The 9,561-nt window shown below is 61.1% G+C and carries 7 protein-coding genes; 6 read left to right on the forward strand and 1 reads right to left on the reverse strand.

Going from position 1 to position 9,561, the window contains the following annotated elements; genetic code table 11:
- Positions 1-189: 189 nt before the first annotated feature.
- Positions 190-1,875, reverse strand: coding sequence for a fatty acid--CoA ligase (locus tag AC13EY_RS05285; RefSeq protein WP_335599391.1), 1,686 nt, complete (start codon positions 1,873-1,875; stop codon positions 190-192).
- 237 nt (positions 1,876-2,112) lie between these two features.
- On the opposite strand from AC13EY_RS05285, the gene AC13EY_RS05290 reads away from it, so the two are divergent.
- The 6 genes from AC13EY_RS05290 to urtE all read left to right on the forward strand — a co-directional run bounded on the left by AC13EY_RS05290 (position 2,113) and on the right by urtE (position 9,381).
- Positions 2,113-3,294: an acetyl-CoA C-acyltransferase gene (locus AC13EY_RS05290; protein ID WP_228247732.1), complete on the forward strand. Its 1,182-nt coding sequence runs from the start codon at positions 2,113-2,115 to the stop codon at positions 3,292-3,294.
- Between the two features lie 418 nt (positions 3,295-3,712).
- Positions 3,713-4,957, forward strand: coding sequence for an urea ABC transporter substrate-binding protein (gene urtA / locus AC13EY_RS05295; RefSeq protein ID WP_335599399.1), 1,245 nt, complete (start codon positions 3,713-3,715; stop codon positions 4,955-4,957).
- Positions 4,958-5,059: 102 nt separating this feature from the next.
- Entirely contained in the window at positions 5,060-6,706 is a 1,647-nt protein-coding gene (urtB, locus tag AC13EY_RS05300) for an urea ABC transporter permease subunit UrtB (protein WP_335599390.1), read from the forward strand.
- 31 nt (positions 6,707-6,737) lie between these two features.
- Positions 6,738-7,850 (forward strand): urea ABC transporter permease subunit UrtC, encoded by a 1,113-nt coding sequence (gene urtC, locus AC13EY_RS05305; RefSeq protein ID WP_373289814.1) that lies wholly within the window; start codon positions 6,738-6,740, stop codon positions 7,848-7,850.
- The gene (gene urtD, locus AC13EY_RS05310; protein WP_096003906.1) at positions 7,847-8,683 is read left to right on the forward strand and encodes an urea ABC transporter ATP-binding protein UrtD; all 837 of its coding nucleotides are present in this window, start codon (positions 7,847-7,849) and stop codon (positions 8,681-8,683) included. Before urtC ends, urtD begins: the two co-directional genes overlap by 4 nt.
- A 2-nt stretch (positions 8,684-8,685) precedes the next feature.
- On the forward strand, positions 8,686-9,381 hold the full coding sequence (gene urtE / locus AC13EY_RS05315) for an urea ABC transporter ATP-binding subunit UrtE (RefSeq protein ID WP_233049026.1): 696 nt from the start codon (positions 8,686-8,688) through the stop codon (positions 9,379-9,381).
- Positions 9,382-9,561: the final 180 nt, after the last annotated feature.

Genomic DNA, 9,561 nt, shown 5'->3' on the forward strand with positions numbered 1-9,561 from the left:
AGAAAAGCCCTCCCAAAAGGGCAGAAACGTATTAATATCGTGCACAAGAACGCCGGTTTGTGGATGTGTTTGTTCGCACTAACATCATCCCTCAAATCGGCGTTCTTGTTTCTGTCTTTCCCGGGATTCCGTGAAGAACCAAAAAAAACCGCATCGTAAAAACGATGCGGTCATTCACTGACAGACGAATCAGGCGAGCGAGGAAATGCACTCCGCACCGGCGTCCAGCCAGCCGGCGATTTCAGTGCGAATGCGCTTCTTGTCGAGCTTGCCGACGCTGGTCTTGGGGATTTCCGTCACTACCGCAATCTGACGCGGAATCGCCCACTTGTTGATATGCCCCTCTTCAACAAAGGGCATCAGGTGCTCGGCCATCGCGTCTGCGGTGACTGTCTGACCGGCGGCGGGGACAATCAATGCGAACGGACGCTCGTCCCAGCGCGGGTCAGGCACGCCCACCACCGCTACTTCAGCAACCAGCGGACTGCGGCTGATCAGGTCCTCAAGCTCGAGGGACGACAGCCACTCACCGCCGGTCTTGATCACATCCTTGATGCGGTCGCGAATCTCGATAAAGCCCATCGGGCTGATGGTTGCCACGTCACCGGTGTGCATCCAGCCGCCGGCCCACAGTTCCTGACTCTTCTCCGGCTCGCGGAAATAGCCCTGGGTCAGCCAGGGTGCGCGCAGCACCAGCTCGCCCTGGGTCTCACCGTCCTGCGGCAGCAGAGTGCCATCCGCTGCCATGATCTGCGCCTCGACCAGCGGACCGGGCACACCAGCCTTGATGCGATGAGCGATCTGCTCGTCTTCCGATGCCTGCTCAAGCTCCAGGTTAAGGTAGCCGGCAGAGATCATCGGGCAGGTTTCCGACATACCGTATGCGGCGCCCAGCTGCATGCCCTTGGCCTTGGCCGCCAGATACAGCGAACGATTCAGTGCGCTGCCACCGATGATCACGCGCATGCCGCCAAAGTCGAAGTCCTTCGCACCTTCGGCGTTCAGAACCATCTGCAGAATGGTCGGAACACAGTGCGAGAACGTCACCTTGTGATCCTTGATCATCTGCACCAGACGTTCGGGCTCGTAACGGCCCGGATAGACCTGCTTGATCCCCAGCATGGTGGCGGTATACGGGATGCCCCAGGCATGAACGTGGAACATCGGCGTGATCGGCATGTACACATCACGGTTGCCGAGCTGGCGAATGCTGTCGAGCGCAGACAGTGAAGCCGCCTGCCCCAACGTGTGCAGAACCAGCTGACGATGGGTGAAGTACACACCCTTGGGGTTACCGGTGGTGCCCGTTGTATAGAAGGTCGTAGCAACCGAGTTCTCATCGAAATCGGCAAACTCGTAGGTTGGTTCAGCCGCGGCCAGCAGTTGCTCATACTCTCCTGCAAAGCCTGGGAGGTCGGCGGTTTTATCGTCTTCGTCGGTCAGCAGGATAGTCGTGGTGACCGTGGTCAGGTCATTTTCAATAGCCTTGTAGATCGGCACAAACTCACTGTTGATCAGCACCACCACGTCTTCAGCGTGGTTCATGGTGTAGAGAATCTGATCCGGTGACAAACGGACGTTGATGGTATGCATGACAGCACCCAACATCGGCACTGCGAACATGCACTCCAGATAGCGATGACTGTCCCAGTCCATCATCGCAACGGTATCCCCAGCCTTGACGCCGGCCTTGGTCAGGGCGTTGGCCAGACGACGGATGCGCTCGTTGAAGGTGCGGTAGTCGTAGCGAACCAGATCGCGATAGATGATTTCCTGCGTGCGCTCATAACGCTGCCCGGTCAGCAGCAGGTTTTTGATCAGCAGCGGAGTGGAGCGTGCCTCGTCGGCCGGCTTGAGGATACGAGTATTGAGCATTGGATGACCTACTATTCTTAGGATTGTCAGGGCATGGCATAAGTTGGAAAACGTTAGCGTGGCCTTGCGAGAGTAGCTGCATTGGCCAAGCCGTAGAAAGCGAAAATCATCATACGGATTTTCTTTAAACCCATCATGCGTATAATTGTAAACAAAGTCGTTTTGTGACTGAACTTTGATTCATAGTTTCAGATCACCCTCTTGTCGTTGTCTCATCCATTTATTCAGGAGCCGGTAATGTCGGACCAAAGCATCGTAATCGTCAGTGGCGTTCGCACCCCCATGGGTGGTTTTCAGGGTAGCCTGTCCAGCATCAGCGCAGTCGACCTGGGCGCCATCAGCATTCGCGAAGCCGTCAGCCGTGCCGGCATTCCTGCCGAAGCGGTCGAAGAAGTGATCATGGGCTGCGTTCTGCCCGCCGGCCTCAAGCAGGGCCCGGCCCGCCAGGCCAGTCTGAACGCCGGCCTGCCCGCGGCTACCGGCTGCACCACCATCAACAAACTGTGCGGCTCCGGCATGAAGGCCGTGATGCAGGCACACGACGCCCTCAAGGCCGGCAGCGCCAGCATCATGGTTGCCGGTGGCATGGAAAGCATGTCCAACGCGCCCTATATCATCGAAAAAGCCCGCAGCGGCCTGCGCATGGGTCATGGCGAAATCAAGGACCACATGTTCTTTGACGGTCTGGAAGACGCCCGTACCGGCCGCCTGATGGGCTCCTTCGCTCAGGACACCGCCGACCAGAACGGCCTGACCCGTGAGGACATGGACGCCTACGCGATTGAGTCGCTCAAGCGCGCCCAGGCCGCCATCGAAAGCGGCGTGCTGGCCAACGAAATCATCCCGGTCACCGTCAAGACCCGCAAGGGCGAGGTCGTGGTCAAAGACGACGAGCAACCGCTGAACGCCAATCTGGACAAGATTCCGACGCTCAAGCCCGCGTTCAAGAAAGACGGCACCGTCACCGCTGCCAACGCCAGCTCCATCTCCGACGGCGCCAGCGCGCTGGTGCTGATGACCGCCGCTGAAGCCGAGCGCCGCGGTCTGAAGCCGCTGGCCCGTATCGTCGGCCATGCTACCCAGAGCCAGGATCCGAGCGAGTTCACCCTGGCTCCGATTGGCGCCATGACCAACCTGTTCAACAAGACCGGCTGGACAGCGGCGGATGTCGACCTGTTCGAAATCAACGAAGCCTTTGCCATGGTCACCATGCTGGCGATGCGCGAGCACGGCCTCGACCACGCCAAGGTCAACATCTACGGCGGCGCCTGCGCCCAGGGTCACCCGGTAGGCTCTACCGGTTCACGCCTGATCGTCACCCTGATCAACGCCCTGCAGCAGACCGGCGGCAAGCGTGGCGTTGCCTCGCTGTGTATTGGTGGTGGTGAGGCGACGGCGGTTGCCATCGAGCTGATCTGACGCAACAGACCCGGGCCGTGCAAGGCGGCTCGGGTTATCGGCACTCCCTGAGCCCTTCCCGCACAAAATCCTGACCACGCACCATCCTTTTGCACCAAATTCGTGCACTGCACCACTGCACGGCACAGCAGACCACCACCGCGCAAACCGTTCCCATTCTCGGCCGGGCTGTCCACAGCCCCCATTCCAGCGCCCTTTGACCTGAGCAATGCCAGCCAATGGCAAAGCTGGCACGTTCTCTGCTCTGTCCTTGTCACAGGCTGCCTCGCCAACGACGGCCTGCATGGTCAAGCGCCCCACGGCCAGACCAGCAGCATCAAGCAACAGCCAGAATTTCAGACAACAACAGAGAAAGGAAAGGAACATGACTCTGAAGAAGATCGTCAAACAGGTCGGCGCACTCGGCGTCGCCTGCGGCATGGCTCTTGGCGCACTCAGCGCACAGGCCGAGGAAACTATCAAGGTCGGCGTGCTGCATTCGCTGTCCGGCACCATGGCTATCTCGGAAACCACCCTGAAAGACACCATGCTGATGCTGATCGAAGAGCAGAACAAGAAAGGCGGCCTGCTCGGCAAACAGCTCGAACCCGTTGTCGTTGACCCGGCCTCCAACTGGCCGCTGTTCGCCGAACGCACCCGCGAGCTGCTGGAACAGCATGGCGTCGATGCCATCTTCGGCTGCTGGACTTCTGTTTCGCGCAAATCGGTTCTGCCGGTGGTTGAAGAGCTGAACGGCATCCTGTTCTACCCGGTTCAGTACGAAGGCGAAGAGTCCTCCCGCAACGTGTTCTACACCGGCGCTGCGCCGAACCAGCAAGCCATTCCGGCGGTTGACTACCTGAAAGATGAAGTCGGCGTTGAGCGCTGGGTTCTGGCCGGTACCGACTACGTCTACCCGCGCACCACCAACCGAATTCTGGAAGCCTATCTGAAGGCCAACGGTGTGGCTGAAGAAGACATCATGATCAACTACACCCCGTTCGGCCATGCTGACTGGCAGAACATCGTTGCTGAAATCAAACGCTTCGGCAGCGCTGGCAAGAAGACTGCCGTGGTATCCACCATCAACGGCGACGCCAACGTACCCTTCTACCGCGAACTGGGTAACCAGGGCGTGTCCGCCGAAGACATCCCGGTTGTAGCCTTCTCCGTTGGTGAGGAAGAGCTGTCCGGTATCGACACCGCTCCGCTGGTCGGCCACATGGCTGCCTGGAACTACTTCATGAGCGAAGAGACCCCGGAAAACGAAGCCTTCATCAAGGCCTGGCACGACTATATCGGCGACACCAAGCGCGTCACCAATGACCCGATGGAAGCGCACTACATCGGCTTCAACATGTGGGTCAAAGCGGTTGAGGCAGCCGGCACTACCGATACCGACAAGGTCATCGATGCCATGGTTGGCGTGGAAGTTCCGAACCTGACTGGCGGTACCAGCAAAATGCTGCCGAACCACCACATCACCAAGCCGGTCCTGATCGGTGAAATCCAGGACGATGGCCAGTTCCTGACCGTTTCCCGCACCGAAGAGCTGGTCCCGGGCGACGCCTGGTCCGACTACCTGGAAGGCAGCAAGGACCTGATCTCCGACTGGACCGCGCCGATCAGCTGCGGCAACTACAACACCCAGACCAAGAGCTGCGTCGGCGCCACCGCCGAGTAATCAGCCGCCATCTGACGGCGGGCCCAGCGCCCGCCCCTGTATCCGGGGCGCCCATCACGCCCCGGTTGCATGTTCAGCGTGAACCTCAATCAGGACGATGCCATGAACTCCATCTGCCGTCTGACACCCCGGCATGCCGTGCAGCAATGGCTTACCCGTTTGCTGCTGCTGTGTGTGTGCAGTCTGCCCCTGCACGCCAGCGCCCAGGAGGCTGAACCAGCCCCTGCCCAACCCACCTTCGACGAACTGGTCAGCCAACTGGCGACCGGCAACCTGCGCCAACGCGCAGCCACCGTCGAGCAACTGGCCACCCATCAAGACGAACGTCTGGCCGATATTCTCAACGCCCTTGTTGCCGGCGACCTGCTGGCCAGCAAGGACAAGCCACCGGTCATCGCCATTCGCAGCGGTGACCAACTGACCAACGCCCTGGATGGCTCAGACCTGACCGGCACCGCCGGCCTGCGCCGCATCCCGGTGAACAACAGCCTGCGCACCCAGCTGCGCGGCATGGTTGCTCAGCTCAACCTGACCCATCCCAACAGCGACAAGCGCTATGACGCCGTACAGCGCTTTATCCGTGACGGTGTAGACGGCGAGACCGCCGCCCTGCTGCGCGAGCACCAGCCGACCGAAGAGTCCGGCCGCGTCAGCGACGCGATCGACGCCGCGCTGGCTCTGTTCGACCTGCAAACGGGCGACCGCGATCAACGCATGGCCGCCATCGATACCCTCAGCGGTTCTCTTGAGCAGGAAGCCCGCAACGCCCTGCGCAGCGTCGCCGAGAACGACGAAGACGCCGAGTTGCGCAGCGCTGCCGCCAAGGCGATTGAATCCATTCAGGGCCGCATCGAGTTCTACCGTTTCATCGAGAACGTATTCTTTGGCCTCAGCCTGGGCTCGATCCTGCTGCTGGCCGCCATCGGCCTGGCCATCACCTTCGGCGTGATGGGCGTGATCAACATGGCCCACGGCGAGCTGATCATGATCGGCGCCTACACCACCTGGGGTATTCAGGTGCTGTTCCCCAACCTGATCGAATGGAGCCTGCTGATCGCCATTCCGGCTGCGTTTCTGATCACCGCGCTGGTCGGCATCGCCATCGAGCGCGGGGTGATTCGCTTCCTCTATGGCCGTCCGCTGGAAACACTGCTGGCCACCTTCGGCCTGAGTCTGGTGCTGCAGCAGGCGGTACGCACGCTGTTCAGCCCACTCAACCGCTCGGTGACCTCACCCGAGTGGATCAGCGGCACCCTGAGCATCAACCCGGTGCTGTCAATCACCTATACCCGTCTGTACATCCTGCTGTTCGGGCTGGCGGTGTTCTTCGCCCTGCTGCTGGTGATGAAACGCACCACCCTCGGTCTCAAGGTCCGCGCCGTCTCGCAGAACCGCGCCATGGCCCGCGCAGTGGGTGTGCGTTCCAACTGGATCGACGCCCTGACCTTCGGGCTGGGTTCCGGTATCGCCGGGGTCGCCGGGGTCGCGCTGTCGCAGATCACCAACGTCGGCCCCAACCTCGGCCAGGCCTACATCATCGACTCGTTCATGGTGGTGGTATTCGGCGGCGTGGGTAACCTCTGGGGCACGCTGGTCAGCGCCATGAGCCTCGGCCTGATCAACAACTTCCTCGAGCCCTGGGCTGGCGCCATGCTCGCCAAGGTGCTGGTGCTGATCATGCTGATCCTGTTTATCCAGAAGAAACCCAAGGGACTCTTCCCGCAGAAAGGGCGCGCCGCGGCTGACTGATCGCCGCCGCCGTTTCCTTTTTACAACCGAATTGAACGAGGGAAGTATGCTTACCCAACGACTGTTACTCAGTGATCGGGGCGGGATGCTGGTGCTGGGCCTGGTGCTGCTCACCACCATCATCGTGCCGATTCTCAACCTGGCGGTGCCGACCGACTCACCGCTGTACGTTTCCAACTTTACCGTCGGCCTGCTCGGCAAGTTTCTCTGCTTTGCCCTGCTGGCCCTGTCGGTCGACCTGATCTGGGGCTACGCCGGCATCCTGTCGCTCGGCCACGGCGCCTTCTTCAGCCTGGGCGGCTACGCCATGGGCATGTACCTGATGCGTCAGATCGGCGACCGTGGCGTCTACGGCCACCCGGAGCTGATGGACTTCATGGTGGTGCTCAACTGGGACAAGCTGCCCTGGTACTGGCAGGGCTTCGACATGTTCTGGTTCGCCATGCTGATGGTGCTGCTGGTGCCGGGCCTGCTGGCCCTGGTATTCGGCTGGCTGGCGTTCCGTTCACGGGTGACCGGCGTCTACTTCGCCATCATCACCCAGGCGCTGACCTACGCGCTGATGCTCGCCTTCTTCCGCAACGAGATGGGCTTTGGCGGCAACAACGGCCTGAACGACTTCAAGGAAATCCTCGGCTTTGATCTGGCGGCCAAGACCACCCGCGTCGGGCTGTTCGTCGCCTCCTCGATTGCCCTGATCCTCGGCTACATGGCCTGCCGCTACATCGTTACCTCTCGCATGGGCCGGGTGATCATCGCCATCCGCGACGCCGAAAGTCGCACCCGCTTCAGCGGCTATCAGGTCGAAAGCTACAAGCTCTGGCTGTTCGTCTTCTCCGCCATGCTGGCGGCGGTGGCCGGCGCGCTCTATGTGCCGCAGGTCGGCATCATCAACCCGGGCGAGTTCTCCCCGCTCAACTCCATCGAAATGGTGGTCTGGGTCGCAACCGGCGGCCGTGGCACCCTGTTCGGCGCCATCGTCGGCGCGTTCAGCGTCAACTACGCCAAGACCTTCTTCACCACCTTCTCACCGGAAACCTGGCTGTTCATCCTCGGCGGTCTGTTCGTACTGGTAACCCTGCTGCTGCCCAAGGGCATCGTGGGCCTGTTCGACCGCTTCAGCCGCAAGGGAGACAAACAATGAACCCGCTTGAACAACTGCGCGAAACCTGGCGCCGCGATCAGGTCTTTGACTTCGTCCAGCCCGCGCCGGACTTCTCCACCAAGGTCGACACCACCCACGGCCCGATCCTCTACGTGGAGGACGTCAGCGTCAGCTTTGACGGCTTCAAGGCGCTGAACAATCTCAACCTGTACATCGATGACGGTGAGCTGCGCTGCATCATCGGCCCCAACGGCGCCGGCAAGACCACCATGATGGACGTCATCACCGGCAAGACTCGCCCGGACACCGGCAGCGTCTGGTTCGGCCAGCGCATGAACCTGCTGAAACTGTCCGAGCACGAGATCGCCCGCGGCGGCATCGGCCGCAAGTTCCAGAAGCCGACCATCTTCGAGGCGCTCTCGGTGTTCGAGAATCTGGAACTGGCCACCGCCTCCAACAAGCACGTCTGGTACACGCTGAATAAAAGCCTGACCGGCGAACAGCTCGACCGCATCGACGAGGTGCTCAAGCTGATCGGCCTGAAGGAACAGTTCCGCATGGAAGCCGGCGCCCTCTCCCACGGCCAGAAGCAATGGCTGGAGATCGGCATGTTGCTGATGCAGAACCCGCGGGTGCTGCTGGTCGACGAACCGGTCGCTGGCATGACCGGCGAAGAGGTCGAGCACACCGCCGAACTGCTGACCTCGCTGGCCGGCCGTCACTCGGTCATCGTGGTCGAGCACGACATGGCGTTCGTGCGCTCCATCGCCCGCAAGGTCACCGTGCTGCACCAGGGCTCGGTCCTGGCCGAAGGCACCATGGATCAGGTGCAGAATGACCCGCGTGTGGTCGAAGTCTATCTGGGGGAATGACCATGCTCAGCATTCAAGGCATCAATCAGTTCTACAACCAGAGCCACATCCTCTGGGATCTCGACCTCGAGCTCAAAGAGGGCAGCTGCAGTTGCCTGCTCGGCCGCAACGGCGTCGGCAAGACCACCCTGCTCAAATGCATCACCGGCCTGCTGCCGGTGAAAAGCGGGCAGATCAGCCTGATGGGCCGCGACATCACCAAACTCTCGACTGAAAACCGCGCCCGCTCCGGGATCGGCTATGTGCCGCAGGGGCGCGAAATCTTTCCGCTGCTGACGGTGGAAGAGAACCTGAAAATCTCCCTCGGCGCCCGCCCGGACCGCGCCCGGCAGATTCCACCGCACATTTACGAGCTGTTCCCGGTGCTCAAGGAAATGAAACACCGCCGCGGCGGCGACCTGTCCGGCGGCCAGCAACAGCAACTGGCGATTGGGCGCGCGCTGGTGCTCGACCCCAAGCTGCTGATTCTCGATGAGCCGACCGAGGGCATTCAGCCCAACATCGTGCGCGACATCAGCGACGTGATCCGCAAGCTCAACACCGAGCTGGGGCTGACCGTGCTGCTGGTCGAGCAGAAGCTGCCGTTCGCCCGCCGGGCGGCGGAAAGTTTCTTCATCATGGAACGCGGGCGCATGGTCGCCAACGGCCCGATGACTGAGCTGAACGACGATCTGATCCAGCGCTATCTGACCGTCTGACTCCACCACCGTGCGTAATCCGGCCACGGCATGCCGTGGCCCTTGTATGTTGACTGTGGTCCCTGTGACCATGGTCCCCGACTGATCATCGGGCGGCAGGTGACAGGCCGGTGTGGCCCTGAAGCCTCAAGAGCTTGGTTCGTAGATGGGCCGTCACCTGCCAACACACTCAGACAGTTC

The sequence above is a fragment of the Halopseudomonas sp. L-58 genome (assembly GCF_056859475.1).